Consider the following 19,988-nt stretch of genomic DNA (forward strand, 5'->3'; position numbering starts at 1 on the left):
CTATGCATTCAGGAGCTGCCTGCGCCCGTGTTATTTGGGCCGCAGGAATTTTTTGCTTGAAAAATGCACAAGCGGCAGGGCTGGCCCGTCCGGCCGGGACTCAGCCTTCGCCGGTTTCCTCTTCCGGTGGCGGGGTAAGCGCCGCCTTGCTTGCCTTGTCAGGCTTGACCGGGGGATGGGCCCACTGCCACAGGTGCTGGGCGACTTCTTCCACGCCTTGCCGCTTGAGCGCAGAAAACAGTTTGACATCGCCGCCGCCGGCCTGCAGTCGCACAATGGACAGTGCCTTGGCCGCCTCGGTCTTGTTGAGCTTGTCGGACTTGGTCAGCAGCACCAGAAACTTCAGGCCTTCCTCGACCCGTGGACGGATCACGTCGAGCAGGATTTCGTCAAGTTCGGTCAGGCCCAGACGCGGATCGCACAGCAGGACCACGCCCTTGAGGTTGTCCCGCGTCTGCAGGTAATTGCCCATCACCTGCTGCCAGCGGTACTTGGCGGCCTTGGGCACGGCCGCATAGCCGTATCCCGGCAGATCGGCCAGCACCGCATCGGTCACCCCCTGTTTGCCGAGCGAAAACAAATTGATGCTCTGCGTGCGGCCCGGGGTCTTGGAGGCAAAAGCCAGGCGGTTGATTTGGGTCAGCGTGTTGATGCAGGTGGACTTGCCCGCGTTGGAGCGGCCGACAAAGGCAATCTCGGGAAACTCGTACACCGGCAGGTGCTTGAGCTCGGGGGCCGTGGTCAGGAACTTGGCGGTGTGCAGCCAGCCCATGGCAATTTTCGCCTCGGCGGACTGGGGTGGCTGGGCGGCCAGCGCCGCAGCCATTTTGGCCGCCGCTTCTTTGGGCGGCGCCCGCTTGGCGGTCGGCTTCTGCGTTTTAACGGGTGTAGATCGGGGAGATATGCTCATATTTTGGATTGTCCCCCAAGCCATTGTAAAATCAGGGAGTTTTGCGTTGGTCGGCGCCCCGGCGGGTTGTTAATTTCAGCCCAGGTTGTGCGCCGACTGCCTGGTCCACCTTAGAGTCAACTATTAAACCCCCGATATGAAGCTTGTTTCCACTTCGTTGATTACTTATTTATTCGCTGCCCTGATGGTCGTGCCGGCCGTGTCGCGGGCGGCCGGTGAGGCCGCTCCGGCCAAGGTGGCCAAGCCGGATCTGGTCAAGGGGGAGGCCACTTACACCGCAGTGTGTGTCGCCTGCCACGCGGCGGACGGCAATTCCGCGATTGCCGCCAACCCGAAACTGGCGCAGCAGCACCCCGAATATCTGGTCAAGCAGCTCCAGGAATTCAAGTCGGGCAAGCGCAACAATGCCGTCATGAAGGGTTTTGCCAGCGCCCTCAGCGACGACGACATGAAAAACATCGCTTACTGGGTGACCACCAAGAAGGCCAAGCCCGGGTTCGCGAAGGACAAGGCCTTGGTGACGCTGGGTGAGCGCATTTACCGCGGCGGCATCGCCGACCGCCAGGTGCCGGCCTGCGCCGGTTGCCACAGTCCGAACGGCGCCGGCATTCCCTCGCAGTACCCGCGCCTGGGCGGCCAGCATGCCGAATACACCGCGACCCAGCTGACGACCTTCCGCGACGGCGTGCGCAATAACAATCTGCAGATGACGCAGGTTGCCGCCAAACTGAACGACCGGGAAATCCGCGCCGTGGCTGACTACATCGCCGGTTTGCGCTGAATCCCCTGAAAATTCCATGGAATCCGTGGCCGGGGAGTTGGTGACGCCGCCTTCCCGGGAAAATACGGGAGCTCGCCCGGTTTGTATTGAACCCCAGCCAGAATAGTCACTCCATACAGGGCGGGTCTTTTGCAGAAGACCCGCCTTTTTTGTTTCCGTCCTACCGAACACCACGCATGACCGTTCCCAGCCACGCAGTTTCCACCCACGGCCTCAGGCTCAAGGCGGGCTCGCATGCCCTGCGCTCTACCGTGGAGTTGCTGTCGTCCATGCGCTTTTCCATCTCGCTGCTCACGGTGATCTGCATCGCCTCGGTGATAGGCACGGTGCTCAAGCAGCAGGAGCCGATTGGCAACTACGTCAACCAGTTCGGCCCGTTCTGGGCCCAGGTGTTTGGCGCCGTCAGCCTGTACACGGTGTACAGCGCATGGTGGTTCATGCTGATCCTGGCCTTTCTGGTGGTTTCCACATCGCTTTGCATCAGCCGCAACACGCCGAAAATTCTCGCTGACCTGAACCAGCTCAAGGAAAACATCCGGGAACAAAGCCTCCAGGCTTTCGGCCACCGCGCCCAGGCGGCGCTGGTTGAAGGGCCTGAAGCGGCCGCGCGGCGTATCGGACAGACGCTGGTGCAGGGTGGCTGGAAGGTCAAGCTGCAGCAGAGAACCACGTCTGGCGGAGAAGGCTGGATGGTGGCGGCCAAGGCCGGCGCCGCCAACAAGCTGGGCTACATCGCGGCTCACAGTGCCATCGTGCTGGTGTGTGTGGGTGGGCTTCTTGATGGCGATCTGATCGTGCGTGCGCAGATGTGGCTCAACAACAAGTCGATCTACACCGGCGGTGGACTGATTGCCGATGTGCCGGCCCAGCACCGGCTCAGCGAGCGCAACCCCACCTTCCGCGCCAACCTGCTGGTCGCCGAGGGAACGCAGTCAAGCACCGCCATCCTGAACCAGCCTGGCGGCGTCCTGTTGCAGGACCTGCCTTTTGCGGTGGAGCTGAAAAAATTCATTGTCGAGTACTACTCGACCGGCATGCCCAAGCTGTTTGCCAGCGATATCGTGATTCACGACAAGGCAACTGGCGAAAAGATCCCGGCTCGCGTCGAGGTCAATCACCCGGTGCGCCACAAGGGCATAGAAATTTACCAGTCCAGTTTTGACGACGGCGGCTCCAGCGTCACGCTCAAGGCGGTGCCGCTGGCCGTCGGAAGCCAGGCGACGAGCAAGGCGTTTGAAATCCAGGGCACGATTGGCGGCTCGAGCAAGCTGACGAATGGTCAAGGGGAAGGCGCCGAAAAGATGACGCTGGAATACACCGCGCTGCGTGTCATCAACGTCGAGAATTTTGGCGGCACGGGCAGCATGGGGGCAGGCTCGGGTGCGGATGTGCGCAAGGTCGATCTGCGCCAGTCCCTCGATGCGCGCCTGGGCGCGGCCAACAAGACCCGCGAAAAGAAGGAATTGCGCAACGTCGGCCCCAGCGTGACCTACAAGCTGCGCGATGCGTCCGGCCAGGCCAGGGAGTTTCACAACTACATGCTGCCGGTCAAGATGGACGCGGCCGAGTCCAGCCCGGCGCTGTTTTTGCTGGGTGTGCGCGAAAACCCGGCCGAGCCTTTCCAGTACCTGCGCATCCCTGCCGACGAGCAGGGCAGCATGGAAGGCTTTTTGCGGCTGCGGCGCGCGTTGGCCGACCCGGCCCAGCGCGACCTGGCCGTCAAGCGTTATGTGCGTCAGGCCATCGCGGCGGACCGGCCCGATCTGGCAGCGCAGCTGTCCGCATCCGCATCGCGAGCGCTGGCCCTGTTCGCCGGCCCGGACCAGCCGGTGAGCGGCGGCCAGACCAGGCCGCTGGCGGGGCTGCAGGCCATCTCTGACTTCATGGAAGCCAATGTGCCGGAAGACGAGCGCAACCGCGCCGGCGAGGTGCTGGTGCGCATTCTCAACGGCGTGCTGTTCGAGCTGGCGCAGCTCACGCGTGAGCAAAGCGGCCTGCAGCCGCTGCTGCGCGACGACACAACCCAGGCTTTCATGGCCCAGGCCGTGTTGTCCCTCAGTGATGCCCACTATTACCCGGCGCCGATGGCGTTTGAACTGAAGGACTTCACCCAGTTGCAGGCCAGCGTGTTCCAGGTGGCGCGTACACCCGGGAAAAATATTGTTTACCTCGGCTGTGCGCTCCTGATTCTGGGCATTTTTGCCATGTTGTATGTGCGCGAGCGCCGCCTCTGGGTCTGGCTGGCGCCGGCCGGAGGCGCTGCGGATTCCGAGGAGTCCCGAACAGCACTCGAAAAGGGGCCAGAATCGGGCGCAGGCAGCCAGGCGACCATGGCCATGTCGACCAACCGCCAGACCATGGACGGCGGCAAGGAATTCGAAATGCTGAAAATCAAACTTTTACAGGTGCCACGATGAACACCACCACTACCCTGAGCTCGCGCACCACGGACGCGACGACCATCAGCCTGCAGGAAGGCTATTTCGCCAAGCGCAATGCGCTGGACTGGATTTTTGCGGCCATCGCGCTGGCCGGCGGTCTGTACGGCCTTGCCAGGTACGGCGCTTTCATGGACGTCTATGAAAAGGGCATTTTGCTGGGCACCATTCCTGCCGTGATCGCCATGGGCTGGTTCTGGCGTCCGCTGCGCGCGCTGATGCTGCTGGTGGCGGGATTTTCCCTACTCGGCATCGTGTCTTACCAGGGTGATCTGGCACGCGCCGAACAGGTGTTCTGGCTCAAGTATTTCCTGTCCAGCCAGTCGGCCATTTTGTGGATGAGCGTGCTGTTTTTCATGAGTACCGCGTTTTACTGGATGGGCATGTTTGCCCGCGGGCAAAGCGGCACCATGGAGTTGCTTGGCTCGCGGATTGCCTGGGTGGCTGTGGGTATGGCACTGGTCGGCACCATGGTGCGCTGGTACGAAAGCTACCTCATCGGCGCCGACGTCGGCCACATTCCGGTCAGCAACCTGTACGAGGTGTTCGTGCTGTTCAGCTGGATGACCGCAGCGTTCTACCTTTACTTCGAAGCCCAGTACAAGACCCGCACCATGGGTGCGTTTGTCATGCTGGTGGTAAGTGCGGCCGTAGGTTTCCTGCTCTGGTACACCGTGGTCCGCGAAGCGCATGAAATCCAGCCGCTGGTGCCTGCCCTCAAGAGCTGGTGGATGAAACTGCATGTGCCTGCCAACTTCATCGGTTACGGCATGTTCTCGCTGGCGGCCATGGTGTCGCTGGCTTACCTGATCAAGCAGCAGGCGCTGGAGACCCGCTGGTACAGGCTGACGCCACTGTGGCTGCTGGGTGTGGTCCTGTGTTTTGTGCCGATTGTGTTTCGCAAGTCGACCGAGATCGGGGGCACCAATTACTGGCTCGGTTATCTGCTGGTCTCCGGCCTGATAGCCGCCGCCATTTTGCTGGGCCGCCAGCGTATCGCTGCGCGTCTGCCGAGCGCCGAGGTGCTCGACGACGTGATGTACAAGGCCATCGCCGTTGGTTTTGCGTTTTTCACCATTGCCACCGTGCTGGGCGCCTTGTGGGCGGCCGAAGCCTGGGGCGGCTACTGGAGCTGGGACCCCAAGGAAACCTGGGCATTGATTGTCTGGCTCAACTATGCGGCCTGGCTGCACATGCGGCTGATGAAGGGCCTGCGTGGTACCGTGGCCGCCTGGTGGGCCCTGGTCGGGCTGGCCGTCACCACGTTTGCCTTTCTGGGGGTGAACATGTTTCTGTCGGGCCTGCACAGTTACGGAACCTTGTAGCCGGGATTTGAATCCTTGTAAGAAGCGGCTGCGTACCAAGACTAACTCCCAGCCACTTCACCACAACAAGGACACACCATGCTCATCAAGACCGACCACCGTGGCTTCGACCACGGCGTTCCCAGCGACATCACGCCCGAGGGCGTTTACCAGCAGCGGCGCGACCTTATCAAGCTGATGGCGACCGGCGCGGCCGGGGCCACCATCGCCTCCTGGGCCGGTCGGGAAGCGCTGGCGCAGGCTGTCACTAAACCCGGGAAGCTGGCGGCTTTGCCTGGCGCCAAGTCAGGGGTGGCGGGTGCGGTCACGATGGAGAAAGTGACTGACTACAAGGACGTCACAAGCTACAACAACTTCTATGAATTCGGCACCGACAAGTCGGATCCGGCCAAAAATGCCCACACCCTGGTGACCAAGCCCTGGACGGTGGCCATTGAAGGCCTGGTCAAGCAGCCGAAGACTTATGCCATCGAAGACCTGATCAAGCTCAGCGCCCAGGAAGAACGCATCTACCGTCTGCGCTGCGTGGAGGGCTGGTCCATGGTGGTTCCCTGGGTTGGCTATTCGCTGGCGGAATTGATCAAGAAGGTCGAGCCGCTGGGCAACGCCAAATATGTCGAGTTCATCACCCAGGCCGATCCCAAGACCATGCCGTTCGTCGGCTCGCGTGTGCTGGACTGGCCCTATGTGGAGGCGCTGCGCATGGACGAGGCGATGCACCCGCTGACCCTTCTGAGCTTTGGCATGTACGGCGAAGTGCTGCCGAACCAGAGCGGTGCGCCGGTACGCCTGGTGGTGCCATGGAAATACGGTTTCAAGAGCGGCAAGAGCATTGTCAAGATCCGCTTTACCGACAAGGAACCGCGTACCGCATGGAACAAGGCGGCTGCCAACGAATACGGGTTTTATTCCAATGTGAACCCCTCTGTGGACCATCCGCGCTGGAGCCAGGCGACCGAACGCCGTATTGGCGAAGACGGGCTGTTCGCCAAGAAACGCAAGACCTTGATGTTCAACGGTTACGAGGCCCAGGTGGGGCAGTTGTATGCGGGCATGGACCTGAAGAAGTTTTATTGATTCGCTGCCGGCGCTCGCCGGGACGCCACACCTCGTGCGGCACCCCGGCGCCGTCTCGGCTTTTCAACCATGAAAAAACTTCTCCTCCATCCCGCGGCCAAACCGGTGGTGTTCGCCGCCTGTCTGTTGCCTTTTATCTGGCTGTTCTACAGCGCGCTGAGCAACCAGCTCGGTGCCAACCCCGCGGAAGCACTGATCCGGGCAACGGGCGACTGGACCCTTCGTTTCCTGTGCGTCGTGCTGGCCGTCACACCGCTGCGGGTGATCAGCAACACGCCCGCACTCGCACGTTTTCGCCGCATGCTGGGGCTGTTTGTCTATTTTTACGTGCTGGTCCACCTGCTCAGCTACAGCTGGTTCGACATGGGTTTTGATGTGGCCGACATCGTCAAGGACATCATCAAGCGGCCATTTATCCTGGTGGGTTTTGCCGCTTTCCTGCTGCTGACGCCGTTGGCTGCGACCTCCTTCAACGCAGCCATCCGCAAGCTCGGTGCGAAGCGCTGGCAAATGCTGCACAAGTTGGTGTACCTGATTGCCGGCCTGGGCCTCCTGCATTTTTTCTGGATGCGCTCAGGCAAGAACGATTTTGCCGAGGTGTCGGTCTATGCAGCCATCCTTGCGGTGCTGCTGGGCTGGCGCGTATGGCAGCGCTGGGGGCGGCGCAAGGCTTCGGCGGGCCCGCGTCCTGTCCCGGCGACGCGTCTGCCTTGAGTGGGGTGCTCCTGAATCAGGAGCTGGTGGCGCACGAGGGGTAAGGGCTGGAACAGGTTTTTGCCCTGAATCTAGGCGTTCACTGCCCGCAGCGGCGGCCGGGTCTGGCGAGCGACGGGGTCGATGCTCGCCACAGGCAACTGGTAAGCGCGATCGTCAAACAGGTCGATACCGCACATCAGGTTTTCAATCCAGTTGAAGAATTCGGTCACCGCCTGCTTGCCGAAGATGGGCGCACCGTGTTGCGGCACCAGCATGGCGATGTCCATGGGCCGCACCATGTTCACCCACAAGCGCAGGATCTTGTTCGATACCATGTAGCGCCGGTGGAAACCTTCCATCAGCGGAATGTGCGCTTTGAGGCTGGTGACCGGTACACGCGCTTGCGCACCGGACATCATCGACACCCCGAGATCGCCCGTGAACAGGATGCGGCTTACCGGATCGTAGAAGTGGAAATTGCCTTCAGAGTGCATGAAGTGTGCCGGAATCAACCACAATTCATGGCGGCCCAGAGGCAGGCGCCCGCCGCCGTCGGGCACGCCGATCACGCGTTTGTCGGTCTTGCCGACCTTGGTGAAGTGCGGAACAAAACGCTCCCACACCCGTGAAATCACCAGCATGGCCTGGGTGCTGCTCAGCCAGCGATCCAGCGAAGCGATGATGTCGGGGTCTGCATGCGAGGCGATGATGTACGACAGCTTGTGCGGCGGAAAATGCTGCGTCATGCCCATGAACAGTTCGTTGTAGGCCAGGTTGCCGCCGGGGTCAATGATGGCTCCCGTGCCGTTGTCCACGATGAGGAACTGGTTGGCCTGAACCGCCTGCCCATCTTCCTCGATGAGGTCGCTGAACATCAGGCAGGCGTGATTTTTGTCGCGGTAAAGTTCCAGAGGCATATCAGTGGGCAAGCTCGATTTGAAGAAAACCGACTGTACTTCCACCTCTGCCGAAATCGCTTGATGAGCATCAAGCGACGTTGAGCTCAAGGCAACAATTTTTCGCCGCGGAAGGTGTCTGCCGCTGTTTCGCGCTCGCGTATGAGGTGGGCCTGGTCACCATCGACCAACAGCTCGGCAGCACGGCCCCGGGTGTTGTAGTTGCTGGCCATGCTCATGCAGTAGGCGCCCGCTGAAAGCACGGCCAGACGATCTCCGGCGGCCACAGCCAATGTGCGATCACGGCCTATCCAGTCGCCGCTTTCGCAGACCGGGCCCACGACGTCATAACACGCCTCCTGCCTCTCCTGGTGCTGCGCAAGTGGAACGATGGCATGAAATGCCTGGTACATGGCGGGCCGTGGCAGGTCGTTCATCGCGGCGTCAATGACGCAGAAATTTTTCTGTTCACCGGGCTTGAGGTAAAGCACCTCGGTCAGGCAAACACCGGCATTGCCCACCAGCGAACGACCCGGCTCGACCATGAATTTTTTTCTGCCATGACCACGCGCATCCAGCTTGGCCAGCAGTTCCTGCCAGAGCGCATCTGCTGCGGGCGGCGTGTCGTGGTTGTAATTGATCCCCAGGCCGCCACCGAAGTCGATATGTTCAATCGGTATGCCGGCCGCTTCAATGCTGTCAACCAGGTCCAGCACCCGGTCCATGGCGTCCAGGTAGGGTGTGGTCTCGGTGATCTGCGAGCCGATGTGGCAGTCGATGCCGACGACTCGAAGCCCTTCCAGCGACGCCGCGTACCGGTAAATCCTCAGCGCATCCTCGTGCGCCACGCCGAACTTGTTGCCCTTGAGGCCGGTCGAGATATAGGGGTGGGTCTTCGGGTCGACATTGGGGTTGACGCGAATGCTGATGGGCGCGATGCGGCCCATGGCCAACGCCACCCCGGACAGCACATCCAGTTCTGCCTCGCTCTCGACATTGAAGCAACCGATGCCGGCGGCGAGGGCCAGCTGCATTTCAGGACGCGTTTTGCCGACACCCGAGAAAATCACTTTGCGCATGTCGCCGCCGGCCGCCCGCACCCGCTCAAGTTCACCACCGGAAACGATGTCAAAACCACAGCCGGCACGGGCAAACACCTGCAACACGCCGAGCGAGGAATTGGCCTTCATGGCGTAGCAGATCTGCGCGTGGCGTCCGGCAAAGCCCTGCTGGTAGGCCGCCAGGGCCGCCAGCATGGCGGCTTTGGAATAGACGAACAGAGGTGTGCCGTACTGGCTGGCCAGGCCATCAAGGCGGGCCGCTTCGAGGTAGAGGCCGTCCTGGCGGTAGGCCAGCTGGGGGGCGCCTGGCAGCGCGGTTGATGCAGGGGGGGTCATGGCCGGTGCCCCTTCATCGCAGCGGCAAGGTTGCAGGACCGGATGCCGGTGGCGGAGCCGGCAGATCGGTCGCGGCCGCGTTTTTCGGTGCGCTGGCGGCTGCGGCAGGCGCAGGCGCGGCGAACGGGGCAATGCCCGCCGGACGCGCTTTGGGCGGCGGCGGGAGAAAGAGGGGGCCTTTCTGGCCGCAAGCGGCAAGACCCATTGCAATGGCCAGAGCCGCGGCGACGGTTGAAAGGCCATGAACGCAGGAGGTTGGCTGGCGGCGGCCTAGAATTTGGCGCTGGATTTGAAATCTTGCAAACATGATGGGATTGTAATGACCGACCTGGAATATCTGGACCATGCCGAAGCCGCCCTCCAGACGATTGAAATGGCGTGTGACCGCATCAACGACGAAACGGATGCCGATGTCGACAACCAGAGGACCGGTGGCATGATCACACTGACTTTTGCCGACTGCAGCCAGATCATCATCAATCTCCAGAAGCCGCTTCAGGAAATCTGGATGGCCGCCCGCGCTGGCGGTTTTCATTACAGGTACAACCAGGGCCAGTGGACAGACACCAAGGATGGCAGCCTGCTGTTTGAGGAGCTGTCGCGCTACGCCAGTGCACAGGCTGGCCAGCCGCTGGTCTTCAACCCACCAGCCTGATCCTGTCTAGTTCTTGAACAGATCGAGAATCCGGCGGCGTTCGTCGCTCGGTGGGGGAGTCTGAATGGCGGCGCCAGGGGGGACGGGTTGACCCGCAACCGGGTTGTCCGCACCGGCGCCTGCAGCGGGACGGTCACCGAGTCCGACGCTGCTGATGCCGGAACCTTTGGCGTATTCGTCATAAAACCACTCGCCGCCGATATTGACAACACCCGGGGGAGCTGAAAACTCGGTCACTGGCACGCCTTTAAGTGCGTAGTCCATGAAGTTGATCCAGACCGGCAGGCTCAGGCCACCTCCGGTCTCCCGGTCGCCGAGTTTTTTCGGCGTGTCGTAGCCCATCCACACGGCTGCGGTGAGGGTCGGCTGGAAGCCCACAAACCAGGTGTCAATCGAATCGTTGGTGGTGCCGGTTTTGCCATAAAGGTCTGGCCGCTTCAGGGTCGCCTGTGCCTTGGCGGCGGTGCCGCTCCGGGCAACTTCCTGCAAGAGGCTTGACATGATGAAGGCGTTGCGCGCTTCGATACCGCGCACTGACTCGTCGAGTGTGGGCACTGGGCTGTCGACCACGACCTTGCCTTTCTGGTCGGTGATCCTGGTGATCAGATAGGGGTTCACGCGGTAGCCGCCATTGGCAAACACGGAATACCCAATGGCCATTTGCAGCGGAGTGACCGAGCCGGCGCCCAGCGCCATCGTCAGGTAGGCCGGGTGTTTGTCACCGTCAAAACCAAATCTGGTCACCCATTCCTGGGCATATTTGGGACCTATGGCCTGCAGTATCCGGATGGAAATCATGTTTTTAGACTTGGCCAGGCCGCGGCGCAGGCTCATCGGCCCTTCGAAGGTGCCGTCGTAATTCTTTGGCTCCCAAGGCTGGCCACCAGTGACGCCAGCGTCAAAAAACAGGGGGGCGTCGTTGACGACCGTCGCGGGGGTGAAGCCCTTTTCGAGGGCGGCAGAATAGATGAACGGCTTGAAGCTGGAGCCGGGCTGTCGCCAGGCCTGCGTCACATGATTGAACTTGTTTTTCTCGAAGTCAAAACCACCGACCAGCGCCCTGATCGCACCGCTGCGCGGATCCAGCGCCACGAAAGCGCCCTCGACCTCAGGGAGCTGCGTGATCTCCCAGGTGTTTTTGGGCGTTTTGGTCACGCGGATCAGCGCGCCAGGACGGATCCGGATGTTGGGAGCTGCTTTTTCGGACAGGCCCGACTGGGCGGGTTTGAGGCCGTCGCCAGTGATTTCGATGGTTTCGCTGTTCTGGCGAAGGGCCACGATTTTTTTCGGGCCGGCTTCCAGTACCACTGCCGACATCACGTCATCGTTGTCCGGACTCTCGGCCAGCGCATCGTCAATCGCGTCTTCGGTTTCCTTGGGATCGCTGGACAGGGCGATGAATTTTTCGGGACCGCGGTAAATCTGGCGTCTTTCATAATCCATGATGCCTTTGCGCAACGCCCTGTAGGCCATGGTCTGATCGGCCGCCCGCAGGGTGGTGAAGACATTCAGACCGCGTGTGTAGGTTTCGTCGCCATACTGGCTGTACACCAGCTGGCGTACGGTTTCCGCCACAAATTCAGCATGCACTCTCCCTGAGTCAGGACCGGATTTGACCTTGATGTCTTCGTTTTTTGCTGCCGCCGACTGCTCCGCCGTGATGAAGCCGTTTTCTTCCATGCGCTCAATGATGTACAGCTGGCGCGCTTTGGCCCGCCTCGGGTTGCTGATCGGGTTGTAAGCGGACGGGGCCTTGGGCAGACCGGCGAGCATGGCAGCCTCCGCAATGCTGATGGATTTAAGCGGCTTGCCGAAATAAATCTCGGACGCGGCGGCAAAGCCGTACGCGCGCTGCCCCAGGAAGATCTGGTTCATGTAGATCTCCAGAATTTGATCCTTGCTCAGAAGGTGTTCCAGCTTGAAGGTCAGCAGGATCTCGTAAATTTTCCGCGTGTAGCTCTTTTCGGTCGACAGGTAGACATTGCGGGCGACCTGCATGGTGATGGTCGAGGCACCCTGACTCTTGGCCCGCCCTACGTTGGCGAGGCCGGCCCGGATCACGCCGATGTAGTCGACCCCGCCATGGGAGAAAAAGCGTGCGTCTTCAATGGCCAGCACCGCATCCTTCATCACTTTGGGTATCTCTCCTATCGGCGTCAGATTGCGGCGTTCCTCGCCAAACTCGCCAATCAGGACGGCATCTGCTGAATAGACGCGCAGTGGAAGCTTGGGTCGATAGTCCAGCAAATCAGACACATCCGGCAGGTTGGGGTAGGCCACCGCCAGTGCAACGGCAATGATGATCAGAAGTGAAACAAGGCCAGCCAGCGCCAGACCCAAGCCCCATGCGAGGACCTTGAGTAGCCTGGGTAGCCAGGGAAGCCGGCCGGCAGGGGAGGGACGGGATTCGGGAGTCGAAGAATTTGACGGCATGGGTTTAACGTAAGTTCGCGCCAGCATTGGAAAAATCCCGGATGCTGGAAGACTTTGCAGGTTGTCGGGGATTTCACATTTTGCAATTGTGGCTTTGTCGCCGCGCCGGCATCAAGCCGGCCAAGCCATCAAAAGCGTCTACTTTTGACAACGGTGATAGTAAGCGAAAACTGGAAAATCCTTTGTTGTACAAGGACCTTACTGATAGCATTCAAGTGATTTCTTAAGTTTGTAAGGCTACATATTAGCCGTCATCTGGGGACCGTTTTGATCTCTCTGGGGTCTTTATTCAACCGTCAATCGTCAGCCTTGCTGGGCCTGGACATCAGCTCATCCAGTGTCAAGCTGGTGGAGCTGAGTCGGGACAAGGCCGGCAACCTGGTACTTGACCGGTGTTCCATTGAACCCCTGGAAAGGGGCTGGATCACTGACGGCAACGTCGAGAAGTTCGATGAAGTTGCGGAGGCCGTTCGCCGGCTGGTCAAGAAAAGCGGGACACGCACCAAGAATGTGGCCATGGCCCTGCCCGCCTCGGCCGTGATCACAAAGAAAATCATCCTGCCCGGCGGGATGAGCGAGCAGGAGCTGGAGATCCAGGTCGAAGCCGAGGCCAATCAGTACATCCCCTTTTCACTGGATGAGGTCAGTCTTGATTTCTGTGTCATCGGTCCGAGCGCCAGCTCCGCAGGTGACGTGGAAGTGCTGATCGCCGCGTCCCGCAAGGAAAAAGTCAATGACAGGCAGGGTCTCGCCGAGGCGGCAGGTCTCAGGCCGGTGGTGGTGGATGTGGAGTCCTATGCTTCACGGCTGGCGACGGCTCGATTGATTGAGAGCTTGCCGAACAAGGGCCTGGACACCATGGTGGCTCTGTTCGAAGTCGGAGCCTTGACCACCAGCATGCAGGTCATCAAGAACGACGAAGTGCTTTATGAGCGTGATCAGGCTTTTGGTGGGGCGCAGCTGACCCAGCTGATCGTTCGCCAGTATGGCTTTTCTCCGGAAGAGGCGGAAACAAAAAAGCGCAGCGGCGACCTGCCGGACGACTACGATGCCAGCGTGCTCAAGCCCTTTGTCGACAGCATGGCACAGGAGATTGGCCGTGCGCTCCAGTTCTTTTTTACCAGCACGCCGCACAACAAGGTGGACTATGTGATGCTGGCAGGCGGCTCGTCGGCATTGCCGGGGTTGACCGATGCGGTGACCCAGCAGACCTCATTTGCCTGCATGGTGGCCAATCCCTTTGAAGGGATGGTTCTGGGTGGCGATGTACGGGAGAAGAAGATGAAGCGTGAAGCCGCGTCTTACCTGACCGCTTGCGGGCTGGCTTTGCGGAGGTTTTTCCAGTGATTCTGGTCAATCTGCTTCCTCATCGCGAAGCGGCGCGCAAGCGCCGTCGCGAGGCTTTTTTCGGTGCCCTGGGTATTTCCGCCCTGGTGGGTGGTTTGCTCTGCGGAGCGGTTTATTCCTGGTACCAGACCCAGATATCCGGGCAGCAGGGCAAGAATGCCTTTCTGAAAACCGAAATCACCCGTCTTGAAAACCAGATCAAGGAAATTTCGGGTCTGCAGCAGGAAATTGCTGCCTTGCGTGCCCGGCAAATGGCAGTGGAAGATCTGCAGGGCAACCGGAATCTGCCGGTCTACCTGCTTGACGAACTGGTCAGGCAACTGCCCGATGGTGTTTACATCACCAGCATGAAACAGGATAACCAGGTGGTGCTGTTGACTGGCGTGGCCCAGTCCAATGAGCGGGTTTCGGAACTGCTGCGCAATCTGGGCAACAACAGCCCATGGCTGACCCGGCCCGAACTGATTGAAATCACGGGCAGGACCATCACGCTGGGCGCGCGCGACCAGCGGCGCGTGGCGAATTTTTCCATGCGCGTGGGACTCAAACGGGCCACCGATGTGCAGAAAGCTGCGGCTCCGGCGGCGGGGTCTTCCGGTCCGGCCTTGGGCAGGCTCGCCCAGCCCGGTCCGACTGCGGCCAAGAGCTGACCAACCGGGTCCGAACAGGCACTGACTATGGCAAGTACACCGAAATTCAATGTAGATTTCTCCGCGCTTCTGGATGGTCTGAAGGCGCAGTTTGTCGGTCTCAATCCGAATGACCCCTCTTCCTGGCCTGCGTTTCCCCGTTTCCTTCTGTGTTTTTTTGTGACCGCCGCGGTGGTGGTGGCCCTGTGGTTTGTATGGCTCAGTGATTCTGATGAGGAGCTCAAGTCAGAACAGGCGAAGGAAGTGCAACTGCGCGAAGATTTCAAGAAGAAGCTGGCGCAAGCTGTCAACCTGGAAGCCTTGAAAAAGCAGCGTGAGCAAGTCCAGCAATATGTGACTCAACTGGAGAAACAACTTCCCAGCAAGGCCGAAATGGATGCGTTGCTGTCCGACATCAACCAGGCAGGATTGGGTCGGAGTCTGCAGTTTGAGCTGTTTCGGCCAGGACAGGTCAGCGTCAAGGAATACTACGCGGAGCTGCCCATAGCCATCAAGGTGTCAGGTCGTTATCACGATATCGGGGCCTTTGCTGCCGATATTGCCAACCTGTCGCGCATTGTGACGCTCAATAACATGACGATTACTCCGGTCAAGGACGGAATGATGACCATGGACACCACCGCCAAGACATTCCGCTATCTTGATCCGGAGGAAGTTGCCCTGCAGCGTAAAGCGACGCCTGCGAAAGGCCCCAAAAAATGAAGCGGCCAGCTATCGAAAAGATTCTCTCGCTCGTCGCTACAGCGGTGGTTTGCTTGAGTCTGACGGCCTGCAGTTCTTCCGAGCAGGAGGAATTGCAGCAGTGGATGAGCGAGCAACGCAACCTGACAAAGCCCAGGATCGAACCCTTGCCTGAGCCCACCAAGTTTTCTCCGCAGGCCTACACCCAGGAGGGTGCTGTCGAGCCTTTCAGTCCCCAGAAATTGACGCAGGCGCTGAACCGGGATTCCAATCGGGCAACTGCCAATGCGGGCTTGATTGCCCCTGAGTTGAGCCGTCGCAAGGAACCGCTGGAAGCGATGCCGCTTGATGCGGTCGCGATGGTCGGCAGCCTGACCAAGCAGGGGCAGCCGGTAGCGCTGGTCAGGGTGGATAACCTGCTGTACCAGGTGCGGGTTGGCAACTACCTGGGCCAGAACTACGGGCGCATCACGAAAATTTCCGAGACGGAGGTCGCCCTGCGGGAAATTGTGCAGGACGCTGCGGGCGAGTGGTTAGAGCGGACAGCGACTTTACAGCTTCAAGAGGGGTCGAAATGAACAAGAATTCAAGGACGATGCAGGCAGTCCCGGCGCGGGGTGCGTGGTCGCGCATGGCGGTTGGACTGGCCATCGTGACGGTCTGGATGACACTCGCGCTGGCAACGCAGGCATCGGCTCAAACGCCCAATGCGATCGAGGCGGTGTCGGGTTCTGTCCAGGGAGGCTCGGAAGTCATTCGTATTGACCTGAAAGAAGCACTGACCGCAGTTCCCACTGGTTTCACCATTCAGACCCCAGCGCGGATTGCGCTCGATTTCCCTGGCGTCAGCAATTCGATGGGCCGTTCGGCCCTTGACCTGAACCTGGGCAACCTGCGTTCTGCCAACGTGGTCCAGGCGGGTGAAAGAACGCGTGTTGTCCTCAATCTCAAGGCTTCAACGGCCTACACGGCGCAGATTCAGGGGAAATCCTTGCTGATCACGCTGGACCCTGTGCCCGTTGCCACGCCTTCGCCCGTCGTTGCACCTGTTTTTGCCGAAAATCGCAACCGCGACACCTTGCCACTGAAAGATATCGATTTCCGGCGCGGGACGGATGCTTCAGGCCGGATTGTGGTTGATCTTGCCAATAACCAGGTGGGCGTCGATATCCGTCAGCAAGGGCAGACTCTGGTCGTTGAATTCCTGAAAACCGCCTTGCCTGAAGGTTTGCGTCGCCGGCTGGATGTGTCCGATTTCGGTACACCGGTTCAAAGCGTGACCACTTCCCAGCTGGGAGACAAGGTCCGCATGGTGGTCGAACCCAAGGGGTCGTGGGAACACAGTGCTTATCAAAGCGACAACCAGTTTGTGCTGGAGGTCCGCCAGCAGAAAGTGGACGAGTCCAAACTGTCACAGGGGCCTGGCTACACGGGTGAAAAACTGTCGCTCAACTTCCAGAACATCGAAACACGGTCCCTGTTGCAAGTCATTGCCGACTTCACCAATTTCAATATCGTCACCTCGGATAGCGTTTCTGGTGCTGTGACTCTGCGCCTGAAGGACGTCCCTTGGGATCAGGCCTTGGACATCATCTTGCAGGCAAAAGGTCTGGGGATGCGGAAAACCGGCAATGTGCTGCTGATTGCTCCCAAGGATGAATTGGCTGCCAAAGACAAGCTTGACCTGGAGTCGCGCAACGCCATCCAGACCCTGGAGTCGGTGCGCACGCAGTCTTTCCAGATCAACTATGCGAAAGCAGCGGATATCGGCGCCCAGATCACGGCCGGGGGCACCGGTCCGAACAGTGCTCGCATCCTGTCCAATCGTGGTAGTGCGATTGCCGAGGCCAGAACGAACCAGCTGTTTGTGACCGACATTCCGTCCAAGCTCGAGCAGGTGCAGAGCTTCATTGCAAAAATAGACATTCCCGTTCGGCAAGTCCTGATTGAGGCGCGCATTGTGGAAGCCTCGGATACTTTCGGGAAATCATTGGGAGTTCGATTAGGTGGTCGGCCCTTTACGCTCAATGGTGCAAGTAATGCTTCGTTCGGTCCAACTTACATCAACCCGGGCACCACGCCTGGTGCTCCGGTCCAAGGCGTGAACTACGGAACTACTACAGGCGACTTTCTTAACCTTCCCGGGGTGGGACAGAACGGGTTCAGTGCTGCCACATTTGCAGTTTCCCTCTTTTCGTCGGGCGCCACTCGGCTCCTGAACCTCGAAATCTCCGCCATGGAAGCCGACGGAAAAGGCAAAATTGTGTCAAGCCCGCGCATCGTGACGGCTGATCAGGTCAAGGCCCTGATCGAGCAGGGTACCGAGTTGCCTTATCAGCAGGCTACGTCCAGCGGTGCGACTTCCATCGCCTTCCGCAAGGCCAACCTCAAGCTGGAGGTGACCCCGCAAATCACGCCTGAAGGAAACATCATTCTGAATGTTGATGTGAACAAGGACAGTGTGGGCCGATCGACGACCAACGGTTTTGCGATCGATACCAAACACATTCAAACCCAGGTGCTGGTTGAAAACGGCGGCACGGTCGTGATTGGCGGTATTTTTGAGCAGAACGAGCGTGAAGACGAAACCAAGGTTCCTTTGCTTGGCGATCTGCCGGGAGTGGGCAACCTGTTTAAAACCAGGACGCGCACGGCCAACAAGTCCGAATTGCTGGTTTTCATCTCTCCCAAAATGATTTCCAACGGCGCGGCCTTGCGCTGAACGTTGGTTGCGCGACGCGAGCCCGGGATGGTCTTCCGGCGCGTCTTGCGGGTTCTTGGTCCCCCAATGGGTGAGGTGCCGGCAAGTCCGGTTCAGGTCTGGTCGCGACAGATATGTTCAAGGACGCTTTCTTTGTTTGTTGCCGTGATTCATCCTGACAGGAGACGCTTTTGAGCGGGCCGACTCATGTGGCACTCGTTGGTCTCCCCGGATCGGGGAAGTCCACCATCGGACGCCAGTTGGCCCGACGTCTCGGCCTACCTTTCATCGACACCGACCAGGTCGTCGAGCAGCGCGTCGGTTTATCCATCCGCGAGTTTTTTGAGCGGGAGGGCGAGGAGTCCTTTCGAGACCTTGAACAAGACGTCATCGACGAATTGACCTTGGGCGAGCCATGCGTTTTATCGACCGGTGGCGGGGCGGTGTTGCGTCTTATCAATCGCCAGCATTTGAAGCAGCGAACCCAGGCGGTGTACCTGCATTCGGCGCCTGAAGAGGTTTTTCGCCGGTTGCGGCACGACCGGAATCGCCCACTGTTGCAGGTGCCTGATCCCTTGGCGCGCTTGCGCGAACTGTATGCGTTGCGTGACCCGCTTTACCGGGAATGTGCCCGTTTTGTGGTGGAAACCGGGCGGCCCTCGGTAGCGGCACTTGTCAACATGGTGGCGATGCAACTGGAGCTGGCGGGGGTTGTTTCCGCTCCCCAACCCTGACACTCCATCTGCTGCAGAGGTCAGCGCGACTCAACACGGTACGGCCGCGCGGAGCGTCGTGACGCGGGCCACGGACTCCCTTGCGGGCCGGCAGAGCCTCTACACTTGTGTCATGGCTTCAAACTCCCTCCTGACGACGCAGCAGGTTTTCATTGACCTGGGCGAGCGCAGCTACCCCATTACCATTGGTGCCGGCCTGCTGGGTGATCCTGGTACTTACCTGAATCTGCCGAGCGCAAGCACCGCTCTGATTGTGTCGAATGACACGGTGGCCCCTCTGTATGCCCAGTCCCTGCAGCTGGCACTGCGGGGGCATTACAAAAAGGTGTTGCAGGTGATTCTTCCCGACGGGGAGGCACACAAGGACTGGCCCACCCTGCAACTGATTTTCGACGCCCTGCTGGCCAACGGCTGTGATCGCAAGACCGTGCTTTTTGCGCTGGGCGGTGGCGTGGTGGGTGACATGACGGGATTTGCGGCAGCTTGCTATATGCGCGGTGTGTCGTTTGTGCAGGTACCCACCACCTTGCTGGCGCAGGTGGATTCTTCGGTTGGTGGGAAAACGGCCATCAATCACCCGCTGGGCAAAAACATGGTGGGCGCGTTTTACCAGCCGGAGCGTGTGATCTGCGACCTGGACGCGCTCCAGACCCTGCCGACGCGCGAGTTGAGCGCCGGGCTTGCGGAGATCATCAAGTACGGGCCGATTGCCGACATGGCCTTTCTGGACTGGATAGAGGCGAACATCGAGGCCCTGCTCGCGCGTGAACCGGCGGCGCTGGCACACGCTGTGCGGCGCAGCTGCGAGATCAAGGCCGCGGTGGTGGGCCAGGATGAACGTGAAGCGGGGTTGCGCGCCATCCTGAATTTCGGGCACACCTTCGGGCATGCGATTGAGTCGGGGCTGGGTTACGGCCAATGGTTGCATGGCGAGGGCGTGGGCTGCGGCATGGTGATGGCCGCCAGCTTGTCGCAAAGGCTGGGTCTCGTCGATGGAGCGTTTGTCGACCGCCTGCGAGCGCTTGTCCAGCGCGCCGGGCTACCGGTGGTGGGTCCGAGCCTGTCTGACACCGACAACGCGGGACGTTATCTGGAACTGATGCGCGTGGATAAAAAGGCAGAAGCCGGTGAAATCAGATTTGTCGTGATCAATGGCCCGGGCCACGCCTCTGTGCGCAGTGCGCCGGATGCACTGGTGCGCGAGGTGATCGACGCGTGCTGCGGATGAATGCTTTTGCATTCGATTGCTATTAAAATGATAGCTGTT

General features: G+C 60.0%; 18 protein-coding genes. 13 read left to right on the forward strand and 5 right to left on the reverse strand.

The window, feature by feature from the left end; genetic code table 11:
• Positions 1-100 precede the first annotated feature (100 nt).
• Positions 101-826, reverse strand: coding sequence for a ribosome biogenesis GTP-binding protein YihA/YsxC (gene yihA / locus PSV26_RS10205; protein ID WP_300570500.1), 726 nt, complete (start codon positions 824-826; stop codon positions 101-103).
• A gap of 220 nt (positions 827-1,046) precedes the next feature.
• On the opposite strand from yihA, the gene PSV26_RS10210 reads away from it, so the two are divergent.
• The 5 genes from PSV26_RS10210 (at position 1,047) to PSV26_RS10230 (ending at position 7,245) form a co-directional block, all read left to right on the forward strand.
• Positions 1,047-1,691 (forward strand): c-type cytochrome, encoded by a 645-nt coding sequence (locus PSV26_RS10210; RefSeq protein WP_300511862.1) that lies wholly within the window; start codon positions 1,047-1,049, stop codon positions 1,689-1,691.
• A 176-nt stretch (positions 1,692-1,867) separates the two neighbouring features.
• A complete protein-coding gene (locus PSV26_RS10215; RefSeq protein WP_300511861.1) occupies positions 1,868-4,108 on the forward strand; it encodes a cytochrome c biogenesis protein ResB in 2,241 nt (746 codons plus the stop codon).
• Entirely contained in the window at positions 4,105-5,454 is a 1,350-nt protein-coding gene (gene ccsB, locus PSV26_RS10220; RefSeq protein WP_300570332.1) for a c-type cytochrome biogenesis protein CcsB, read from the forward strand. The genes PSV26_RS10215 and ccsB overlap by 4 nt, the downstream gene beginning before the upstream one ends.
• A gap of 78 nt (positions 5,455-5,532) precedes the next feature.
• Positions 5,533-6,531 (forward strand): protein-methionine-sulfoxide reductase catalytic subunit MsrP, encoded by a 999-nt coding sequence (msrP, locus tag PSV26_RS10225; RefSeq protein ID WP_300570335.1) that lies wholly within the window; start codon positions 5,533-5,535, stop codon positions 6,529-6,531.
• Between the two features lie 69 nt (positions 6,532-6,600).
• Complete coding sequence (locus PSV26_RS10230; protein WP_300570338.1) at positions 6,601-7,245, forward strand: sulfite oxidase heme-binding subunit YedZ; 645 nt, start codon at positions 6,601-6,603, stop codon at positions 7,243-7,245.
• A gap of 71 nt (positions 7,246-7,316) precedes the next feature.
• Here PSV26_RS10230 and PSV26_RS10235 read toward each other — a convergent pair whose 3' ends face one another.
• From PSV26_RS10235 to PSV26_RS10245, 3 genes are all read right to left on the reverse strand, one after another.
• Positions 7,317-8,144 (reverse strand): MBL fold metallo-hydrolase, encoded by an 828-nt coding sequence (locus PSV26_RS10235; RefSeq protein ID WP_300570341.1) that lies wholly within the window; start codon positions 8,142-8,144, stop codon positions 7,317-7,319.
• 86 nt (positions 8,145-8,230) lie between these two features.
• Positions 8,231-9,520 (reverse strand): diaminopimelate decarboxylase, encoded by a 1,290-nt coding sequence (gene lysA, locus PSV26_RS10240; RefSeq protein ID WP_300570344.1) that lies wholly within the window; start codon positions 9,518-9,520, stop codon positions 8,231-8,233.
• Between the two features lie 13 nt (positions 9,521-9,533).
• Complete coding sequence (locus tag PSV26_RS10245; RefSeq protein WP_366945993.1) at positions 9,534-9,866, reverse strand: lipoprotein; 333 nt, start codon at positions 9,864-9,866, stop codon at positions 9,534-9,536.
• On the opposite strand from PSV26_RS10245, the gene cyaY reads away from it, so the two are divergent.
• Positions 9,840-10,175, forward strand: a complete 336-nt coding sequence (gene cyaY / locus PSV26_RS10250) for an iron donor protein CyaY (RefSeq protein ID WP_300511854.1) — start codon at positions 9,840-9,842, stop codon at positions 10,173-10,175. The two genes, PSV26_RS10245 and cyaY, sit on opposite strands and share 27 nt — an antisense overlap.
• Positions 10,176-10,181: 6 nt before the next feature.
• Here cyaY and PSV26_RS10255 read toward each other — a convergent pair whose 3' ends face one another.
• Positions 10,182-12,608, reverse strand: a complete 2,427-nt coding sequence (locus PSV26_RS10255; protein WP_300570347.1) for a penicillin-binding protein 1A — start codon at positions 12,606-12,608, stop codon at positions 10,182-10,184.
• A 267-nt stretch (positions 12,609-12,875) separates the two neighbouring features.
• Here PSV26_RS10255 and PSV26_RS10260 point away from each other — a divergent pair, with 267 nt between their 5' ends.
• From PSV26_RS10260 to aroB, 7 genes are all read left to right on the forward strand, one after another.
• Positions 12,876-13,955, forward strand: a complete 1,080-nt coding sequence (locus tag PSV26_RS10260) for a pilus assembly protein PilM (RefSeq protein ID WP_300511851.1) — start codon at positions 12,876-12,878, stop codon at positions 13,953-13,955.
• Positions 13,952-14,605 carry a PilN domain-containing protein gene (locus tag PSV26_RS10265; protein ID WP_300570349.1) on the forward strand — a complete coding sequence of 218 codons (654 nt, stop codon included), beginning with the start codon at positions 13,952-13,954 and terminating at the stop codon, positions 14,603-14,605. Before PSV26_RS10260 ends, PSV26_RS10265 begins: the two co-directional genes overlap by 4 nt.
• A gap of 27 nt (positions 14,606-14,632) precedes the next feature.
• Entirely contained in the window at positions 14,633-15,307 is a 675-nt protein-coding gene (locus PSV26_RS10270) for a type 4a pilus biogenesis protein PilO (RefSeq protein ID WP_300570352.1), read from the forward strand.
• Positions 15,304-15,864, forward strand: a complete 561-nt coding sequence (locus tag PSV26_RS10275; RefSeq protein ID WP_300570355.1) for a pilus assembly protein PilP — start codon at positions 15,304-15,306, stop codon at positions 15,862-15,864. Before PSV26_RS10270 ends, PSV26_RS10275 begins: the two co-directional genes overlap by 4 nt.
• Positions 15,865-15,950: 86 nt before the next feature.
• The gene (locus PSV26_RS10280) at positions 15,951-18,008 is read left to right on the forward strand and encodes a type IV pilus secretin PilQ (RefSeq protein WP_300570503.1); all 2,058 of its coding nucleotides are present in this window, start codon (positions 15,951-15,953) and stop codon (positions 18,006-18,008) included.
• A gap of 170 nt (positions 18,009-18,178) precedes the next feature.
• Positions 18,179-18,721 (forward strand): shikimate kinase, encoded by a 543-nt coding sequence (locus PSV26_RS10285; RefSeq protein WP_300570358.1) that lies wholly within the window; start codon positions 18,179-18,181, stop codon positions 18,719-18,721.
• Between the two features lie 112 nt (positions 18,722-18,833).
• Positions 18,834-19,949 (forward strand): 3-dehydroquinate synthase, encoded by a 1,116-nt coding sequence (aroB, locus tag PSV26_RS10290; protein ID WP_300570361.1) that lies wholly within the window; start codon positions 18,834-18,836, stop codon positions 19,947-19,949.
• The last annotated feature ends 39 nt before the right edge of the window (positions 19,950-19,988 follow it).

This window comes from Polaromonas sp. (assembly GCF_029945685.1).
GTDB lineage: Bacteria > Pseudomonadota > Gammaproteobacteria > Burkholderiales > Burkholderiaceae_C > Polaromonas.

Excerpts from the sequence above, each read along its gene's own strand:
- msrP (WP_300570335.1), top strand. The coding sequence starts at position 5,533 with ATGCTCATCAAGACCGACCACCGTGGCTTCGACCACGGCGTTCCCAGC.
- ccsB (WP_300570332.1), top strand. The coding sequence starts at position 4,105 with ATGAACACCACCACTACCCTGAGCTCGCGCACCACGGACGCGACGACC.
- yihA (WP_300570500.1), bottom strand. The coding sequence starts at position 826 with ATGGCTGCGGCGCTGGCCGCCCAGCCACCCCAGTCCGCCGAGGCGAAA.
- PSV26_RS10280 (WP_300570503.1), top strand. The coding sequence starts at position 15,951 with ATGACACTCGCGCTGGCAACGCAGGCATCGGCTCAAACGCCCAATGCG.
- PSV26_RS10230 (WP_300570338.1), top strand. The coding sequence starts at position 6,601 with ATGAAAAAACTTCTCCTCCATCCCGCGGCCAAACCGGTGGTGTTCGCC.
- PSV26_RS10215 (WP_300511861.1), top strand. The coding sequence starts at position 1,868 with ATGACCGTTCCCAGCCACGCAGTTTCCACCCACGGCCTCAGGCTCAAG.
- lysA (WP_300570344.1), bottom strand. The coding sequence starts at position 9,520 with ATGACCCCCCCTGCATCAACCGCGCTGCCAGGCGCCCCCCAGCTGGCC.
- PSV26_RS10255 (WP_300570347.1), bottom strand. The coding sequence starts at position 12,608 with ATGCCGTCAAATTCTTCGACTCCCGAATCCCGTCCCTCCCCTGCCGGC.
- PSV26_RS10270 (WP_300570352.1), top strand. The coding sequence starts at position 14,633 with ATGGCAAGTACACCGAAATTCAATGTAGATTTCTCCGCGCTTCTGGAT.
- PSV26_RS10210 (WP_300511862.1), top strand. The coding sequence starts at position 1,047 with ATGAAGCTTGTTTCCACTTCGTTGATTACTTATTTATTCGCTGCCCTG.
- PSV26_RS10235 (WP_300570341.1), bottom strand. The coding sequence starts at position 8,144 with ATGCCTCTGGAACTTTACCGCGACAAAAATCACGCCTGCCTGATGTTC.
- PSV26_RS10245 (WP_366945993.1), bottom strand. The coding sequence starts at position 9,866 with ATGGTCCAGATATTCCAGGTCGGTCATTACAATCCCATCATGTTTGCA.
- cyaY (WP_300511854.1), top strand. The coding sequence starts at position 9,840 with ATGACCGACCTGGAATATCTGGACCATGCCGAAGCCGCCCTCCAGACG.
- PSV26_RS10275 (WP_300570355.1), top strand. The coding sequence starts at position 15,304 with ATGAAGCGGCCAGCTATCGAAAAGATTCTCTCGCTCGTCGCTACAGCG.
- aroB (WP_300570361.1), top strand. The coding sequence starts at position 18,834 with ATGGCTTCAAACTCCCTCCTGACGACGCAGCAGGTTTTCATTGACCTG.